Source organism: Pelotomaculum propionicicum, from assembly GCF_048984525.1.
Lineage (GTDB): Bacteria > Bacillota > Desulfotomaculia > Desulfotomaculales > Pelotomaculaceae > Syntrophopropionicum > Syntrophopropionicum propionicicum_A.
Map to the genome: position 1 here is coordinate 49,296 of NZ_JBMGJC010000015.1, position 17,114 is coordinate 66,409.

Annotated in this window: 19 protein-coding genes; 5 read left to right on the forward strand and 14 right to left on the reverse strand. The window is 45.4% G+C overall.

Translation table 11 applies throughout. The annotated features are described in order from the left end of the window. Positions 1-175: 175 nt before the first annotated feature. The 10 genes from ACOBQJ_RS14995 to ACOBQJ_RS15040 form a co-directional block, all read right to left on the reverse strand. Entirely contained in the window at positions 176-2,743 is a 2,568-nt protein-coding gene (locus ACOBQJ_RS14995; RefSeq protein ID WP_421072579.1) for an HD domain-containing phosphohydrolase, read from the reverse strand. Beyond that, positions 2,743-4,362 carry a GH3 family domain-containing protein gene (locus ACOBQJ_RS15000; RefSeq protein WP_421072580.1) on the reverse strand — a complete coding sequence of 540 codons (1,620 nt, stop codon included), beginning with the start codon at positions 4,360-4,362 and terminating at the stop codon, positions 2,743-2,745. The genes ACOBQJ_RS14995 and ACOBQJ_RS15000 overlap by 1 nt, the downstream gene beginning before the upstream one ends. Beyond that, positions 4,359-4,934 (reverse strand): hypothetical protein, encoded by a 576-nt coding sequence (locus ACOBQJ_RS15005; protein WP_421072581.1) that lies wholly within the window; start codon positions 4,932-4,934, stop codon positions 4,359-4,361. The genes ACOBQJ_RS15000 and ACOBQJ_RS15005 overlap by 4 nt, the downstream gene beginning before the upstream one ends. 185 nt (positions 4,935-5,119) lie before the next feature. Continuing rightward, positions 5,120-5,755, reverse strand: a complete 636-nt coding sequence (locus ACOBQJ_RS15010; protein ID WP_421072582.1) for a class I SAM-dependent methyltransferase — start codon at positions 5,753-5,755, stop codon at positions 5,120-5,122. Between the two features lie 79 nt (positions 5,756-5,834). Next, the gene (locus tag ACOBQJ_RS15015; protein WP_421072583.1) at positions 5,835-6,230 is read right to left on the reverse strand and encodes a hypothetical protein; all 396 of its coding nucleotides are present in this window, start codon (positions 6,228-6,230) and stop codon (positions 5,835-5,837) included. Between the two features lie 23 nt (positions 6,231-6,253). Beyond that, complete coding sequence (locus ACOBQJ_RS15020; protein WP_421072584.1) at positions 6,254-6,796, reverse strand: hypothetical protein; 543 nt, start codon at positions 6,794-6,796, stop codon at positions 6,254-6,256. A 253-nt stretch (positions 6,797-7,049) separates the two neighbouring features. Then, positions 7,050-8,249, reverse strand: coding sequence for a tungsten cofactor oxidoreductase radical SAM maturase (locus ACOBQJ_RS15025; protein ID WP_421072585.1), 1,200 nt, complete (start codon positions 8,247-8,249; stop codon positions 7,050-7,052). A 99-nt stretch (positions 8,250-8,348) separates the two neighbouring features. Then, positions 8,349-9,413, reverse strand: a complete 1,065-nt coding sequence (gene arsB / locus ACOBQJ_RS15030; RefSeq protein ID WP_421072586.1) for an ACR3 family arsenite efflux transporter — start codon at positions 9,411-9,413, stop codon at positions 8,349-8,351. Positions 9,414-9,437: 24 nt separating this feature from the next. Beyond that, the gene (locus ACOBQJ_RS15035; RefSeq protein WP_421072587.1) at positions 9,438-9,815 is read right to left on the reverse strand and encodes an ArsR/SmtB family transcription factor; all 378 of its coding nucleotides are present in this window, start codon (positions 9,813-9,815) and stop codon (positions 9,438-9,440) included. A gap of 43 nt (positions 9,816-9,858) precedes the next feature. Next, positions 9,859-10,209: a hypothetical protein gene (locus tag ACOBQJ_RS15040; protein WP_421072588.1), complete on the reverse strand. Its 351-nt coding sequence runs from the start codon at positions 10,207-10,209 to the stop codon at positions 9,859-9,861. Positions 10,210-10,464: 255 nt separating this feature from the next. Between ACOBQJ_RS15040 and ACOBQJ_RS15045 the strand changes: the two genes are divergently transcribed. From ACOBQJ_RS15045 to ACOBQJ_RS15055, 3 genes are read left to right on the forward strand one after another with little or no spacing between them, the layout of a single operon-like run. Next, positions 10,465-10,767 carry a PadR family transcriptional regulator gene (locus ACOBQJ_RS15045; RefSeq protein WP_421072628.1) on the forward strand — a complete coding sequence of 101 codons (303 nt, stop codon included), beginning with the start codon at positions 10,465-10,467 and terminating at the stop codon, positions 10,765-10,767. A 55-nt stretch (positions 10,768-10,822) separates the two neighbouring features. Continuing rightward, the gene (locus ACOBQJ_RS15050) at positions 10,823-11,911 is read left to right on the forward strand and encodes a permease (RefSeq protein ID WP_421072589.1); all 1,089 of its coding nucleotides are present in this window, start codon (positions 10,823-10,825) and stop codon (positions 11,909-11,911) included. A gap of 42 nt (positions 11,912-11,953) precedes the next feature. Further along, a complete protein-coding gene (locus tag ACOBQJ_RS15055; protein WP_421072590.1) occupies positions 11,954-12,202 on the forward strand; it encodes a thioredoxin family protein in 249 nt (82 codons plus the stop codon). Positions 12,203-12,339: 137 nt separating this feature from the next. Here ACOBQJ_RS15055 and ACOBQJ_RS15060 read toward each other — a convergent pair whose 3' ends face one another. The 4 genes from ACOBQJ_RS15060 to ACOBQJ_RS15075 form a co-directional block, all read right to left on the reverse strand. Continuing rightward, positions 12,340-12,570: a thioredoxin family protein gene (locus ACOBQJ_RS15060; protein ID WP_421072591.1), complete on the reverse strand. Its 231-nt coding sequence runs from the start codon at positions 12,568-12,570 to the stop codon at positions 12,340-12,342. A gap of 25 nt (positions 12,571-12,595) precedes the next feature. Next, positions 12,596-12,946: an ArsR/SmtB family transcription factor gene (locus ACOBQJ_RS15065; protein WP_421072592.1), complete on the reverse strand. Its 351-nt coding sequence runs from the start codon at positions 12,944-12,946 to the stop codon at positions 12,596-12,598. 84 nt (positions 12,947-13,030) lie between these two features. Beyond that, positions 13,031-14,476, reverse strand: a complete 1,446-nt coding sequence (locus ACOBQJ_RS15070; protein ID WP_421072593.1) for a permease — start codon at positions 14,474-14,476, stop codon at positions 13,031-13,033. A gap of 174 nt (positions 14,477-14,650) precedes the next feature. Continuing rightward, the gene (locus ACOBQJ_RS15075) at positions 14,651-14,974 is read right to left on the reverse strand and encodes a carboxymuconolactone decarboxylase family protein (RefSeq protein WP_421072594.1); all 324 of its coding nucleotides are present in this window, start codon (positions 14,972-14,974) and stop codon (positions 14,651-14,653) included. 336 nt (positions 14,975-15,310) lie between these two features. Between ACOBQJ_RS15075 and sigZ the strand changes: the two genes are divergently transcribed. Together sigZ and ACOBQJ_RS15085 are read left to right on the forward strand one after the other, a co-directional pair. Further along, complete coding sequence (sigZ, locus tag ACOBQJ_RS15080; RefSeq protein WP_421072595.1) at positions 15,311-15,874, forward strand: RNA polymerase sigma factor SigZ; 564 nt, start codon at positions 15,311-15,313, stop codon at positions 15,872-15,874. Between the two features lie 84 nt (positions 15,875-15,958). Beyond that, complete coding sequence (locus ACOBQJ_RS15085; RefSeq protein ID WP_421072596.1) at positions 15,959-17,032, forward strand: DUF2703 domain-containing protein; 1,074 nt, start codon at positions 15,959-15,961, stop codon at positions 17,030-17,032. The last annotated feature ends 82 nt before the right edge of the window (positions 17,033-17,114 follow it).

Here is a 17,114-nt window from a genome sequence, read left to right on the forward strand (position 1 = left end):
AATATTTTCTAAACTATTAACAAACTATTAAAAATTAATTTTAAAATATAAACTTTTCATAAAAACACTAAACCACCCGGCAAGGTGGTTCTAAACTTAGTACATTTGCTGCAGAGGGAGGTTCTCGGTTGGCGCAAAATTTTCAATAACTTAATAACTTAGGTACCCGGTACCACTATAAAACATTTTTCATCTTCAGGTTCTGGTCGATTTCGATGGCGCCTTCCCGTACCAGTTTGATAAACAGGTGGGCGATGGCGGGGTCGAATTGTGTCCCGGCGTTACTGTCTATCTCGTTCAGAGCTGAAATAACACTTAAGCTGGCTTTATACGGGCGGTTGGAAGTCATAGCGTCAAACGCGTCGGTAATCGCCAGGCACCTCGCCAGCAGGGGAATATTTTCACCTCTCAGTCCTCTTGGATATCCTTCTCCGTCCCATCTTTCATGGTGACCGATAACAGCAGGTATCACATGGTTCATGGAGGGCAGGTGCTTGATAATGGTTATGGACATTTCCACATGTTTTTTAACTATGTCATATTCCTCGTTAGTCAGCCTGCCTCTCTTGGTCAATATATTTTCCGGTATGCCTATTTTACCGACGTCATGCAGCAGGGCTGCCTCCCTGACAATCTCCAGGTGCGATTTGTCCAGTCCCAGCGCGCCTGCCAGGACAGTGGCGTAATCAGCAACTCTTTGAGAGTGGCCGAAGGTATAATGGTCCTTGGCGTCAATTGCCGCCGTCAGCGCGTATATGGTTGCGGAGAAAGCATGTTTATTGGAAGCTGAATCATTGTCATCACCAAATAAGTTACCGGCCGAAGCGTAGTTCGGAGTATATATAACAGTCTGGTTCTTACCGTTTCTTTTCGCGGTATACATAGCCAGGTCAACACGTTTTAGAAGTTCTTCGGCATTGGCGGCTGCATGGGGATAGGTGCATACACCAATGCTGGCCGTTAAGAACCGCTGGGTAACGTCAGTAGTGTTAAAAAAGGTCCTCTGTATCTCAATCCGTATGGTTTCAGCCATGTCAAAAGCCCTTTTCGAATCATAATAAGGCAGTAGAATGGCAAATTCCTCACCGCCGTAACGGCAGACAGTGCCCTTTTGGCCTACAATTCTCATCATGATGGCGGCAACCATCTCCAGCGCTTTATCCCCTTCCAAATGACCGTACAGGTCGTTATAAAGCTTGAACAAATCCAAATCAAGCAGCAGCAGGGACAGCTCCGCCGAACCGACTTTTTTCACCTGCTCCGACAACGCCTTGCGGAAATACCTGTGGTTATAAAGCTTGGTCAGGCTGTCGGTCAGCGCTTCTGACTGGGCGCGGCTGAAAAGCCTGGCGTTATCGAATGCAACAGCGCTGGAGACGCCCAGATAGGTGAGCAAATCCAGGTCGTCCAGCGTGTACGCTGTACTATTATTCTTCCTGGTTAGCATCAGCATACCGATTAAATCGTTTCTGCTCTTAATCGGTATGATCACTTCAATATCCAGATCACTGATAACTTTTCTCTCTTTGTCCCACATGGATTTAAAAGAAGGATGGAAATACAGCTCTTCCCTGGAAAGGCTGGTGTTATTGCATATGAGCCATTTAGCAATTGGGTTGTCAAAAGAGATTACAAAATCGGGCTTGAATATTTGAGAAGACGTGCTGAATACGTAATAATGGGATTTTTCCTCATGTTTTAACATAAGGAGTATTTCTCTCGCGTGGATAGCAAGCTGAACAGCCTCGATTAACTCTGAGGCCATATCCTGCAGGTCCAGCTTATTTGAAATGCTGAGACTGAAATTTTTCAGCGCCTGCCGCTTGGAATACTCGGCTTTATAAAACATCTTATCTACCAGGCTGCAGGTGAACCTGTACAACGGCTGGAAAACGACAGCCACTAACAGGGCTGATAAAGTAACAAAATATGGTGTGATATTCTGGTATGAATTACCCAATTTCCTTTCAACAAAAAATACTGCGTAGACATATACACAGGTAAGGAGTATAGCAAACACTGAATAAACAATGCCCTTTGTCACCATTAAACGCAATTCCAGCATACGGTGTTTGTAAATGGCGTACATAATGAGGACGGCGTTAATGAAACATGCCAGTATGTCCACCGGGTACTTTCCTACAGCTGAAAAAATATTTAAAAGTACACCTATGAACAGGACCGATATGCCGGCAATAATAGGGCCGACACGTCCGTAGGTAGTTTTCCCCTCGCTTACATTTTTGCGCGCTTTTAAGATCATGGAAGTAATGAGGATGGATGTAAATACGTAGATAGGTGTCGCCATCTTGCCTAACACGTAGTAATATTCGATGGACGTGTACTGTCTGCCGTTATAGGTCACGGTTGTTGTAATCACGCTGGCGTCTATGACTACATAGCCCAACAAGTTTAATATGATTGCGGTAACTGTCAGGATACCCCAGAAAACCATTTGAAAAAGATTGAGAGAGTTTGTAAATACTGAAATAAAGTAGTACAGCAAAAACGGAACAGCAATCATGCCCATAACCATGACCCTGTCCCAAAACAGCACTCCAGGGTAAAGCTGCAGCCCCATAAACAATGAAGCAGCTGTCCATAAAATCAGAGCGGCTAATACCAGCATAAATAAGCGGATGAATTTATCCTTCTTGGAAAGGGATAAAAACAGCATCAATATACAGTAGCTGGTTAACGATATTATTGGCACTGCCCAGAAGAATATTTCTAAAAACGGCACTAAAACACACCTTGCCCATTTCCATTTTCGCCGCGTGCGATTTTTAATACCTCTATCACATCAAAATGCGAAGGGTTCATTTTTCTTAATCTCCGGCCAAATGTGTCAGCAAACCTGCTGATTGTGCCGGCAGGTATGATGGTTATAACCAGGGGGTCGATACCCAGCAGGTATTTTAAATCATTATAATCGGTGTCAACATACCGGAAATATATTGAAAGGTGCTCTTTGATAATGTCTTTGGCCACAGCGCTGTGCAGTCCGTTAAAACCCACCTCGACATAAAGGTGCAAAAAAGCTCTGTTACACTCATCAAATTCTTTTAATGCAAACCAATCAGCAATATCAAGTTTGGAGAGAGTTAAAGCCTCGTTTATGGTTCCCTCCGTAATACGGGTGAAGCCTGCCAAATCTATAATACCCGGGTGGCGGTCAACATAGGCGAAGTGCGGCAGGTTAACACCGTCATCTTCTTTACTCAGCGACAGGCACTTAAAAATATCACCCATCCTGTAACGGGCAAACGCTCCCCCTTTAAAACTTGAAATCACCAGCTCATATTCATTCCCCGCCACCAATTCATCCAAGAGGTACGTATTGGGGACATAAGATTCATCGTCGATATTCTTTTCCAACTCTGACTTTGGAATAAACTCATAAAAACAGGCATCGGGGAAAAAGACCATGCCGTCCTTACTCCACGTTTCCGTGGCAATACAGGTGGGTTCCGTGCCGCCGAAGATCTCCAGGGGCCTGACCCCCCAGTAGTTTTCTATCTTTTTTCTTATGGCCGCGGTATCAGTGCCCGCGCAAATCAGCCCTTTAAGAGTCCAGATATCCTTTGGCATGATTGGGACTTTATTCTGTTTGCTGTTTATCCAGGCTTTCAACAAGCGGTAACTCATTTTAGGAGTAACCTTTAAAATATTAAATTTTTCACCGGAGCCGCTTCCCAATGTGAAGGTATCGCTAATTTTTGCGATAACGCTGCTAAGGCCGAAAAAAAGGTCGACACCTTTCTGCAGGCCCATTTTAAAACCAATTTTATTTCTCTGTGAAAATCTCATGGCCGCCGCGTCTTTGGTTGGCGGCATGAAGTTCATCCACATTTCACTGGATATGAGATGGGGCACCAAGCCTGTAAGGTAAGGCAGCTGGGCCATGCCGTAGAGAAAATTCTCTCCTCCCCTTAACGTAAAGCGGCCTTTTTTATTACTGGTGGCCAGGATCATACATGCTATAGTGTTGACCTTGTGGGTTTTTAGCATATTCTCGGTATATGGAGCCACTTTTACCGGTTTTTTGCCGCCTTCCCAGGTGGTCTCTATCCACAGCACGGGCTTTGACGGTAAAGCCGAATCCACTTTGGGCAGTAAAATATCAGCGTAGTCTTCATACCCGGTAAGGGGGACCACCTGCCTGTATTCAGCCACACTGGCTGGTCTTTTGCCTTTCATAATACGCCTGCCAAGTTCACAACCGGCATACAGCTCAAGCTGCTCCAGCATAAGACGGTTTTGGATTTCCATGAATTCAGGCACTGAAAGATCTAAAAACCCGCAATACCGCTGCCAGATCTGATCGTATTGTTTTTTACGAAACTTTTGCTCCAAAGTCATCGCAGATCCCCCTGTTTAAAGGTGAAGCACTTTTTAATACTGGCAGGGTTGGGAATTAGAAACGGGACCTTGCTTTTATACTGTTCATATCCATTAATAGCCGAGGGGAAAAACCAGCGGTCCTCAACATAAACGTAAATTATATCCATGATCGTCCAGACGATTCCCGCCCACATCATTATGGCTTTACCACACGCAAGCCAGAGAAAAAGATAGAAAAAGAAAAACCAGATCACACCCGGATGCCGGCAGAGAGCGTATAGCCCCCGGTCAACAACAGTGTTTCCCCGTTCAGCCTCCCTGTAAGTTTCACCAAAGGGCAGTGCGGCAAATAATGAATAGAGGAGCATAAAAAGCGATGCAACCGACAGCAATCCAAAAAGGACTTTTAGAGTGATTGTAGGTTCAAAACCCTCATAATCTCCCAGCAAAATACCCGCTGTGGAGGCAGACAAAAAAGCAATGCCGGCGGCAAAACTTAGGTTAAGACCTTTCTTTCGAAACTTAGCTTTATTAAGGTCGAAAATGTAAAAAAATATAAATGCCAGGCAGCCGGTAATTATAAAAATCATATTATACACCTGCTAATAGATATTGGTATTATTTCATATAGATAGAAAGAATTCCTGCATTCTTAAGTATCAAAATATATATTTCACGCATTTACATTATTTGCCATGGCTTATGTATAAAAAAATATACCCCGCTTGAAAAACGAGTATATCATAATTTCTGACAATGATCATCGCCCATTGTTCTAATTTTTGACTACCGCAATAGCAATACTATACTTTTTATTAACTATCTCCCAGTTCGCGGTTATAAAGCCACACTCTGCCAGAATTTCGCGAGTTTCTGTTTCTGAATAAATCCTTACATCTCCTAAATAATTTAAGGGGGAGTCTAAAAACAGATTTATGAAATACCTTTTTGGATTTGGCCACCACGGGTCAGCGATTATCATTCTTCCACCCGGCGTTAAAACACGCCTGATCTCATTAAGCACCTTGGTTGGCTCAGGAAAATGGTGGAAAGATGAGTTACATACCGCCAGGTCAAAGGAATTATCCGCCCATGGCAAATAATCAGAATCCCCGACAACAAGTTGAACACGACTGTCCAATAGTCCAGCGGCTTTCTCTATCATATTCTCTGAGAGATCTATTCCACAGGCCTGAATATCTTTATATTCACTGATCACCAGCGAAAGCATGGCGCCAGTCCCGCAGCCGATATCCAGTATTGACCTGAACGGCTGCATTTTAATTCTTTGCATCACTCCTTCATACATTAACCTGCAGAATTTTCCGTCAAAAGTATCAAAAAAGTTTGACGCCTTTTTATCGAAATATTTTTTGCTTCTTTCCTTGTAACAATTTACTTTATAGGACATCAGATCACCTCAGGTACTTGAAAATAATTGCCATAACAGGAATCTGCGGTAGTTTTCTAAAGCTTATGATCCGGCTGCCCTATTTTCCTGATCTGAAACCGCACAGAACAATATTAATGTCGTCGTCGGCGAGATAGAAGTAAGCTATTTCGGCAAACCGGGAGCTGTTTTTTAAAGCGGGCGGGTTGAAGTTGTTTATGTCTTCATTTGCTCTATTGTCCTGGTTCCCTTCGAGGCCGGCTTGCTCTGAAAGAGTTCCGGTTTTGATTGTATCAGTAAGATACATCGCCAGTTGGTCGTGGAGATATGAGATCTCCCCGCATATAACAGGGTTATAAAGCGCGGTATATTGGTCGAGCCTGTTGAGGGATTGGCTGGTCAGGCCGTAATGCGCAAAATAACCTGAAACAAGCAATGATATAAAGGCTGCCGGTATGATCAGAGTTAATAACGTTAATAACGCTGCCTTTCGCAAAATATAACACCACCCTCAGCCTATTACCCTTTGTCCCGTAGTGCGCCGGCAAGCCCGATCAAGCCGTTGCAGAGGGTATTAAGGGTCATGGCTCCAATGACAAGGTAGGCCCCCGCCAATAAGACCTGCAGGCCAGTTCCTTTAAGAGCGCTTTGCAGTATTCCATAGGTAATCCATAAGATGGAGAAGGCCGTGAAAAGGCCATCTGATAGGTTAGGGACTGCAAGACAGTGACGGGCGATATAGGCGTTGAACTCTCCCGCATAATTCCGGAAAGTTCGAAAGATCCAATAATATCTATAGAAAGGTATTAACATAAACACCACTGCTTTTACAGGGGTGACTGAAGCATGACCATCCTGGATGGCCGCCCATGCCTTATAGAGAAGGACGAGCCAAACAATACCTAAATAAGTATAAGGAATTATGGCGTAAATATATAAATCTGCCGACAAATCCCGGTTGCCTTTTAAAAGAGCGACCCAGCCGGAAAACAGCATGATAATAATTAAGGCGCCGCCGGCAGTCCATGATCCAAGGTAGAAACCTTTGTGTATTTTTGTCATCCGGCTTAATTCCCCCTGTGCCTTTACTAAAACGCTCATTAGGGAATAATTGGCAATACTAGCCTCTATTGGTGTAAATACGACAATTAGCAGCCTTTTTCCTTTAAACTTTTGTCCTGGCTATGTCCATAGTTCTCAGGTCCTATGTGAATAGGACTAACAGGTAGCCGTTTTACGCTTCTTGGAACAATAATCAGGCGGGTGAAGATCACCCGCCCACACCGTAAAAGTAACAAACGTCTCAGAAAAAGGTCTATGGGCAGGCAACGATTGACCTGGACCACAGGCATTCGGCACAGGAAGGGCTGTTCCCCCAGCAGTCCATTTCATTGCTGTCGGCCATTGTACAACCTTCCAGGAACTTGCAATCGGTACAGGACGGAAATTTAAAATTCTTAACAGCATGGCTGAAACTAATATAGCCTGAATCTGCCCATATATCTTTTAAAGTTTTGTCGTTTATGTTGCCAAGGTAACAGGGGATCATTTCTTTCTCCCTGCCGTATATGAAACACCGGTACGAGTGCATAAGGGCGTAACAGGGACTGACATTGCCATTAAAATTAACGCTGAAGGATTTATCCTCAATAAATTTACAGTACCGTTCGGTCCTGAGCTTCATAAAAGGCATCTGGGCCTGCAGGTTCATCAGCAATAACTCAGTGTCAAAAATATTTCCCGTATCGTCAATATCATAAACAATTTCATCCTTAAGCGACTCGTGGTAAGGCAGTAGGTTTGTGACAATCACCTTGCGCACTTTCATTTCCCAGGCCATCCTGACCAGTTTGGGCAATTTATGAAAATTGCTCTTCATGGCTACAAATTCTATGCCCAGCTCCGGTTTCTTCACACCGAGCTCTTTCTTAATCCTGTTCAAGCTTTGTACATTGCCTAAGACACTATTAAAATCAGCCCCCTGGCGTATTTCATTGTATTCTTCTTCATCCGGCCCGTCCAATGACACATAAATTCTGTCAAGCCCCAAACTGATTAGTTCTTTAATCACATCGTCAGTCAATAAAGATCCGTTAGTGATGATTTCCACCCTGAGTCCCCGGCCCTTAACTGCCTTGAGCATGTCCAGTATCTTCAGGTGGCTGAAAGGCTCGCCAAACCCTCCGAAGTGTACTGTCTCCAGGTACGGCAGCCCCCGCAGACTGTCCAGAAATTTCTCAAAAGTCCCCCACTCCATTTGTCCGAGGTCCTCGTTCCAGGAATTTCTGATACAGGTAACACATGAAAAATTACATTGTGTAGTGACCTCCAGGTATACTTTTTTTACATCCGGTACCAGGGGGACCATTTTATACCCGTTTTCCGTATTGAAGAATAAGACTTCCTGCTCATGGTCAAAAGAAACAGGCAGTTTGACACGGCCGTCTTTGGAAACCTTGAGTTTTTCCCCGGCGTCAAAAAGGTTTGTGGCTAAATTGCGCAATTTTTCTTTCACTATTAACACCCCATTAAGCTGCTGTTCTATTAGCGTTATATTTAAGACTTGAATTTTTTATCTTGCAATAAATATGCCATATTTTTTCAAATGTGCTTATCAGCCGGCTCCCTGCAATTCATGGTTAAAATATTTTCGCTTGAAGCTCAGGGCCACGTTGACAAGGCCGATCATCACCGGCACTTCGATCAGGGGACCGATTACCGCGGCGAAGGCCTGGCCAGACTCAATACCGAATACCGCCACGGCCACCGCGATGGCCAGCTCGAAGTTGTTGCTGGCGGCGGTGAAAGCGAGCGTCGTGCTCTGGCCGTAATTGACGCCGAACGACTTGCTGAGGAAGAAGGACAGGAAGAACATGATTACAAAGTATATCAGCAGCGGTATGGCGATCCTGACCACGTCACCCGGCAGGGCGATAATATAATTGCCTTTTAAGGAGAACATCACGACGATGGTGAATAAAAGGGCGACCAGCGCGAGGGGGCTGATCTTGGGGATGAATTTTTTTTCATACCACTCTCTGCCCCTGGCCGGCATCAGGGTAAACCTGGTGATAATACCGGCAAGGAAGGGAATGCCCAGGTAAATGGCCACGCTTTTAGCCACTTCAGCCATGGAGATATGGATGGCCATCGACTTCATGCCCAGCCACTGGGGAAAGAGGGTGACAAAAAAGTAGGCGTATACTGAAAAGAAGAGCACCTGGAAAATTGAGTTCAGGGCCACCAGCGCCGCCGCGTATTCCGAGTCTCCTTTGGCCAGGGAGTTCCATACTATGACCATGGCGATGCAGCGGGCCAGGCCGATGATAATTATGCCCACCATATATTCGGGGTAATTTTGTAAAAGTGCTATAGCCAGAAAGAACATTAAAACAGGTCCGATAATCCAGTTCTGGACCAGGGAGAGCACCAGGACCTTGACGTTTCTGAAAACCTTGCCGATCTCTTCATACTTGACCCTGGCCAGCGGCGGGTACATCATCACGATCAGGCCGATGGCAATGGGGATCGAGGTGGTCCCTACCTGGAATCTTTTTAGGAGGTCGGCTACTTCCGGAACAACATAGCCCAGCCCCACGCCAAAAAACATGGCCAAAAAGATCCATAACGTCAAGTAGCGGTCAAGAAGGGACAATTTAGCCGAAGCTTTTTCTGACATTTACTCAAAAACCTCCAGTAAAATTTAAAATTTCTTTTCATGAATTTCCGTTTCGCAAATTTCAGGCGCGCAACCCAGTTCCGCGCAAAGGTTAGGATTTTGCCTGAGCCGGGAAGGTTTTGGCGAAGAACAGGAAAAACAAGAAAGGTCCTCAAGGAAGTTGTTCATTTGATTTAAACATTCTTTTAATCCTTCCTTATTCAAGGTGTAAAATACATTTTTCCCCTCCTTATGGCTGTTTATAAGTTTTGCATTCACCAGGATTTTTAAATGGTACGCGATGGCAGGCTGCGACAGGCCGATAGCCTGGATAATCTCGCAGGCCCCCATTTCCTGGCTGGCCAACAGCCTTAGTATACTTTGCCTTTGCAAGTCTCCCAGTGCTCTTAAGCTGTTTATCATGGCAATCTCCTTTCTCCGCAGATTGGGTCTTTATTCTTAAGTTTTACACGTTTTTTACGTTATTTTTGCTCCTCTCTTTATCCAGGTGGATACGGTATTTTAATATAAACCCCAGCCCAAACAAAATCACAAGACCGGAGTGGAAGGCGTTATAATACAATACCTCACCCCTTGCGCCTGAAAAGAAAGAAATCCAGAAAATCGGACAAAAGAGACCGACGAGCACAATACTTTGCCCAAGCTTAATCCGGAATAGTAAATCACGCTCCCGATCGCTCAGTCTCGCCTTGTCAATGACCGGCTCACCCCGAAGCAGACGGATTGCTTTTTTAAACAACATTGTATATGGACAAGATGAACCGAAAGAAGAAATGAGATTTACTATTCTTTTCATTTAAAACGATACGCCTCTTCTTCTATACATATTTAAATACTTAAATATATGATAGTGTATGAAAATTTTATTTGTCAATAAATTTATTGACATTGATTTATACATACTTATTATAAGTAATTTCATCAATTGACATAATTTATATATAGCCATATAATGTATATATGGTCTATGTATATAACTTCTATGTGTTGATGGGAGGGAGTTTCAATAATAAAGTACGAATCGCAAGAATACTGGGCCGGCTTGATTAAAATGAGCCTTTCCCGTTTTTTTATCCTTCATGTCCTGCACAGGCAGCCCCTGCACGGCTATGAAATCGCCAAACAGGTGGCAGGGCTTACAAATGGCTGCTGCGCTCCGACGGAAGGCAGCCTTTACCCGGTATTAAAGGAATTTACGGACGCCGGGCTGGTAAGCCTGCTGGCCGAAGTTGTGTCCGGACGGGAGCGCAAGGTATACACCCTCACCCCCAAAGGGGAGGAAGCCTGGCAGGTGGCTTCCCAGGCCTGGGGCGAAGTGGCGGATCATATTTTGAGAGCTATAAAAAAACAATAACGCTTGAACAAGTTTTAGAAAACATCAATTAATTGATTGGAGATATGGAATATAAATGAATGTTGAAAAAAATGGTCCGGCGCCGGAAATACCCGAAAAACAATCAAACAGTTTTGCGCTGCCTGTCAGAGCATTGTTGTACGGTTTGCTTTTCTGTTTGGTCTACAGCCAATTAGACCGGTTTGCCAACTGGTTTGCCTATGAATTGCTTGGCTTTCCCAGCGGCAGCCACCTGGGAGGCGCCATTGCCTTCTTTATAGCTGACGCCCCCAAGGTTTTGATACTTCTGATCCTGATCACGTTTATCGTTGGGATTATCCGCACCTATCTCTCGCCTGAGCGCATACGATCGATATTATCCGGGCGGGGAGAGGTCATTGGCAGTATTCTCGCTGCGCTCGTCGGCATTCCAACGCCGTTTTGTTCCTGTTCTGCAATTCCCCTGTTTCTGGGCTTTCTACAGTCAGGAATACCGATCGGCGTTGCGATGGCCTTCCTGATCTCCTGTCCTGTGGTCAATGAGGTGGCGCTGGCCCTTCTCTTTGGCCTGTACGGTTGGAAGATCGCTGTTCTCTATGGTTTGCTGGGAATGGTGAAGGCGGTAATCGGAGGGTTAGTTATAGCCAGAATTCACCCCGAACGCTACCTGGAACCATGGGTGGCAAAACTTCTGGCCGAAGAGTCAAATAACGGGTTGGATGAAGGCTATAGCGAGCTATCGGCCCTGACATGGGGAGACAGGATAGCTGACGGCTTTAAGGCTGTGCGCGAGATACTTGCCGGCGTATGGCATTACCTGGTCGGCGGCATCGCGCTTGGAGCGGCTATTTATGGCTATATGCCCGTCGATTTTGTAAGTGAGTACATGGGCAAAGGAGCGTGGTGGAATGTGCCTGTGGCAGTGCTGCTAGGTGTACCGCTTTACGCCAGTGCCGTTGGCGTCATTCCCATTATACAGGCATTTATGATTAAAGGAGCCGCCCTTGGAACCACACTCGCTTTCATGATGTCCGTTATCGGCATCTCCATACCGGAGCTGGTGATGCTTCGGAAGGTTATTAAATTCCCGCTCATTTTGATCTTTATTGCTATTGTGGCACTGGGCAGCGTGGTAGTCGGTTATGTGTTTAACGCATTAATATAAAAAAATGAGGTCTTCTTAAAAATCATGTTGAGGAGGTATAGCATGCTGGTAAAAGTGTTCATGTCGTGCTGCGGAGGAGACAAGGTCCTGGACACAGTTAATGAAGCCGTCCGCTTGTCCGGGATCAACGCACAGGTTGAGGCTGTGAAGGATTTTGCCGAAATAGCGAGAGCCGGCATAATCTCGACGCCTGCTATAAAAATTGGCAGCCGGGTAGTTGCCAGCGGCAGAGTGCCGAAAGTACAGGACCTGGTTGCCTTGCTTACTAAAGCAGCTGCCAAAGATGCCTGAGAAAAAGGGCTAAACCCCTGCTATCCGTGATGAAAATAACCCATCTTGTTTTTACACCAAGATGGGTTAGCATTTTAATAATCTTTTGTTGTTCATACACACAATTTACCTGTCAAACTATTCGAACCGACTGCCGGCTACACTAAATACTTCTTTATTTCTTCAACTCCCATTACCCTGCCCACGACTTTAACCTGATCGTCGACAACCAGGGTGGGCGTCTTCATCACACCATAGGATATAATATCCTTAACATTTTCAACCTTTTCCACTGTTGCTTCGATATTTAATTCCTTTAAGGCGGTTTTTACATTGGCTTCCAACTTCCTGCAATTCGCACAGCCTGGACCTAATACTTTAATATGCATTGGGGACCCTCCTTTTAATTTTTATTCAACTGCAGTTTACACGGCATTGCCTCAAATACTTTTCTTTGTCAGCAATTCCGTTTTGATCTTTACACAACAGCGGATAATCATCTAGATTTTCTAAAATGTTGTTGATAATGCTCATTAACAATTTATTTTCATTCTTCAGTGAATAGAAGACAAACTTTTCTTTTCTCTTATCCATAACAAGGCCGGTATCTCTTAGTTTGGCCAGAATTTGAGAAACCTTCGGCTGCAAAACGTCCATGATGCCGCTAAGCTGACAAACACAAAGTTCTTGCTGCGCCAGAAGTATAACGACCCTCAGTCTTGTTTCATCAGATAATATTTTAAAAATTTTGATCGACTGGTTCATAACCGCCTCCCTTTCCGGTGCCGAATGTATACAACACTAGATTCAATTGCAGTTAAACATCCCCCTGCGTTAAGTTTTATTATATCATTTCGAACAAGTACCCGTGCAGCGATTTATAAACCAAAGTACAGCCGCCAGTACTGCAAGCGCTGCCAGCAAAAACAATATCAGCATTGCTACGCCTGCGCCGTCTATCCACATACCGTAAATTAAGCCGGAAATAGTGCTGAAAATAGCTACAAACACAACATAGACCATCGTCCTCAGCCGCCCGATAATTGTCGCGGTAATAAGAACGCTCTGCAAGCTAAGCTCCGGGTCTGCCATCAGGTAGGCAAGCAACGGTCCTTTGTGCATTCCAAGGCTGAGGAACATCTTGGCAATAGGCACTTCCACCAACGTTGGGAAATACATGAATATGCCGAAAACAACACCGGCCAGGTTTCCCAGCAGAGAGTTTTCACCAGCAATCGCTTCAATCCATTCCGGCCTTATCAACTCCCTGATTACTCCTACCGCAAATACACCAATGACAAGAAGAGGGAAAATTTGTTTTACAAATTTCCAGGACTCCCAGAGAAAGTTGATTGTTTCATCTTCTGTAAAACGTTTTTTAAGCAACCAGAAAACAATGGCCAGACAAATAGCAACGCCTATAAATTTACCGTTAATCAGAATGTCCAGCCCGTTGGCATGCGGCGCCATACCTACGGCGGCAACAAGGAGCGTAAGGGCGACAAGGGACAGGCAGATATAGGTCCAGCGGCTGATCCCGTCAAAAATGTTTTCAAACCCCTTCCATGCGGCCCCCCCGATAAGCAGTAAAAAGAAGATCAAAACAGCGCCCTGGACGGAGACGCCCTCCTCTCCTTTTGCCGCATCAAAAGGTATAAGCTGGAATAGAAACTCCTGAAAATGCTCAACTCCGGAGATTGGCAACGTTAAAGTGGCGTAAGTATTGGTAAGAAGCCCGATTTTAAGCGTGCCTGAGAGCAGCAGGGCAACTAATATGCCTAAAAAGACCTTCGCCGCATTGCTCATAACACCCATGCCTGAAAACATTTCGTCCGTTGCTTCATCATGGGCAATATCTTCTTTGCGGAAAATAAGCGCCATAATCATGCCAATGCCGATACCAAACAGCAGAGAAAGGAAAAACCTGGCGAAAGCCAAATCAGTCCCGATGATGCCACCTGTGTAAATTAAGGCAAGGATATTGGCTGCCGGCGCAAAGAACAAAAATGCAATCGCCGGGCCGATGCCGGCGCCTTTTTTATAAATCCCGGCAAACAGAGGCACAATGGTACATGAACAGACTGCCAATAATGAGCCTGAGGCCACTGCCGCCGGATAGGAAACATATTTGGGGCTGTTTCGCCCGAGAAATCGCGTTATGGATTCTTTGGGAATCAGCGCTGTCATTGCGCCGGCGATAAAAAAGGCCGGCAGCAGACATAACAGGACATGTGCGGCAAGATAGGACGCCAAATTACCCAGACCGCTTTGTATAAGGGCTGTGAAAGTATCCATTACAGACTCTCCTCATTTGAAATCTATGACTCGATAATATTCTTGTTCTAAATTAAATTGGTTTTATATAAAATGGTAATTTAGCCTAAAAATTTTGTGTTAGGACGTTTTCAATATAACATACTAATTAATTAATAAAGAGCAGGGGCCAGCATAAAGCTGGCCCTTTAGTTGCTACTTCTGGCAATCGCAGGAGACATTGCCTGCCAGGATATCCTTCCAATCGGCTATTACGTCATGAGTCCAGCAGTCGTCAGCGCCTGCTGCCTCACGCATGGTCAGCGCCAGGATGTAGGTTAACTCCTGCACGGTGGCGCCGGCCTCCAGTGCCCCCTTAAAATGCTTGAGGACACAAGGTTTGGACCTGCCTTTAATGGAGAGGGCAAAGCAGATAAACTGGTAAGTCTTTTCATCAATAAACCTTTTCTCCTGGTATAGAGCATCCAGTTCATCCAGCTTCTCTGCAAACTCCGGGAAAAATTCCGCCAGCATTCTCATTAATTTTTTCTCCTCCTTCTTAATTTTTTAAATCAAACGCTTGTATTTATAAACATTTTTTATCTGAAAGAACAGTCAATCGCCGGTTTCACATATTCACATATGTGCATATAAATTATAAGACGTAGAGCAAGCTTATGTAAATAGTTTTTATAGAATTGTTTTTTATAGTTTTATGACCGTTTGCTTTTATTTAAGGGAAGTACTTATGTGTAAAAGCATAGTTGTATTATCAAAATATTGCATGTTACAATTGCACCATCCAATTATCGCGCGGTTGATCAATAGAAATAAGAGCAAGAAACACACGAAGGCCTGAAACGGTGGTGAGAAAAATTGGTTAGCATAAGTAAAATCTGGGAAGATTTTAAAGAACCATTGAAGCATTTTATCGCCGGCCGCGTCCAAAACGAGTACGACGCGGAAGATATCCTGCAGGAAATATTTTTTAAAATTCACAGCCATATCGGCAGTCTTAAAGACGAGGACAAATTACAATCCTGGATATTTCAAATTGCCCGCAACTCAGTAGCAGACTATTACCGCCGACGCAAATCCGGCTCTCAGGTATCCTTGATTCCCGGGGATATAATGCATGAACCCGCGGAGATAACTGACGGGGACCATGATATTGTTAAGTGCCTTCGCTCCATGATTAATTACCTGCCCGATAAATACAGGCAGGCCATTATGCTGTCCGAATTCGAGGGCCTGACTCAGCGTGAACTGGCCGAAAAACTCGGCCTGTCGCTGTCCGGCGCAAAATCAAGGGTCCAGAGAGCCAGGAAAGAGCTGAAAGGGCTCCTTACGGACTGCTGCCAGTTTGAGTTTGACCGGTTGGGCAACATACTTGACTACCGGCATAAAAGAAAAAACTGCCCCCACTGCGAGGCAGATTAATTTTAAATTTTTGCGTCCTTTTTGCAAAACCTCCGTCTTTATAGGTAAAGTATAAAGATCTCTAAAACCAAGGGGGACTAGTCAGTGAGAACGCTAAAAATTGAATGGAGACACCTCGATGTGGCAGGTGATACCTGCGACCGCTGTTACGACACGGGGGAAAACCTCGCCAATGAAGTTAAAAGACTGAACAGGGCTCTGCAGCCGCGCGGCATCAATGTAGAGCTGACCGAGACCAAGCTTGATGACACCAGCATTCCTCAATCAAATACCATCCTCTTTAACGGGATCCCCATCGAAGATATTTTGAATATCGAGGTGTCAGAGAACTACTGTGATTCCTGTACAAATTTGCTGGGTACCGATACTTACTGCCGTACGGTTATATTTGAAGGCAGCGAGTACGAAGATATCCCCGCCAAGGCCATCCGCCAGGCGGCGTTCAAAGCGCTCGGCATAGAGGAAGCAAAAGCGCCGGCGCAAAATGCAGGCTGCGGCTGCAACAGCAGCAGTTGCTGCCCTCCACCCTCAAAATTCGAGGTTATCAAAACTGATACAATCTGCTGCGCTCCCCGGGTGACCGGCGCCCAATCGACCTGCTGCACTCCCCAGGTGACCGGTGCCCAATCGTCCTGCTGCACTCCCCAGAGTGCGGTGTCACCGGCAGCCGGGTCTGAAAAAAGGCATCTGGACATTGAATTTTTGTTTCTGGACCTTAACGTCTGCGTCCCCTGCCGGGGTACAGACTCCAGCATCGAGGAAGCCGTCGCGGAGGTCTCAAGTGTCCTGGAAGCAACCGGCATCGAGGTTAATGTGCAAAAAATTCACGTGCAGACTGAGGAGCAAGCCCTGGCGCTGGGTTTTGTCAGTTCCCCCACCATCCGCATAAACGGCCGCGATATACAGCTTGAGGTAAGGGAAAGTTTGTGCGAGTCCTGCGGCGACCTCTGCGGTGACGACGTGGACTGCCGCGTCTGGGTTTACCGCGGCAAGGAATACTCTGTGCCCCCCAAGGGGCTGATCATCGAGGCGATCCTGCGGGAAGTGTACAAGGAACCGGGTGAAGATGCCCCGGCGCCACCCCGCCCGGCAGAACTGCCGGATAACCTGAAAAAGTTTTTTGCCGCCAAAAGCGTGTCAAGGGGACGGTTCTCTTGACACGATCGTGTCAGGGGGACGGTTCTTTTGACACGCTTTTTATGCAGTGAAGCGGCTGGCATCAGCCGCTTTCACATATGGG